The following is a 305-nucleotide window of genomic DNA, read 5'->3' as shown; positions in this document are numbered from 1 at the left end:
AGTGAAAACTTCTTACAATCACTGCAACATAATCCACATCAACCGCCATTTTGTACCGATGTGCATCGTTCTTATCAATACGACCGTGCACACAATGTGGTGCGTATCGAAGATGACCGTTGGAAGCAAACTACCTATCGGTATAACGCGAACGACCAAATCACAGAGGCCCAATACAGTAATCAAATCGGCAATCGAGACGAAAAATTCCTTTATGATGCAAACTTGAATCTTACTGAACACATAACGTTGCCGTCAGATGCGCAAGGGGCGATGTTGCAGTTGTTCCAGCAACAGCATGCGGG

Annotated in this window: 1 protein-coding gene; it reads left to right on the top strand. The window is 44.9% G+C overall.

The window, feature by feature from the left end:
- Positions 1 to 305: hypothetical protein (locus tag AC4IFO_RS23175; protein ID WP_490737877.1), on the top strand; the 305-nt coding region annotated here is incomplete at both ends.

It is taken from the genome of Providencia sp. UF-224 (assembly GCF_058245955.1).
This window is presented reverse-complemented; position numbering and strand designations above follow the sequence as displayed.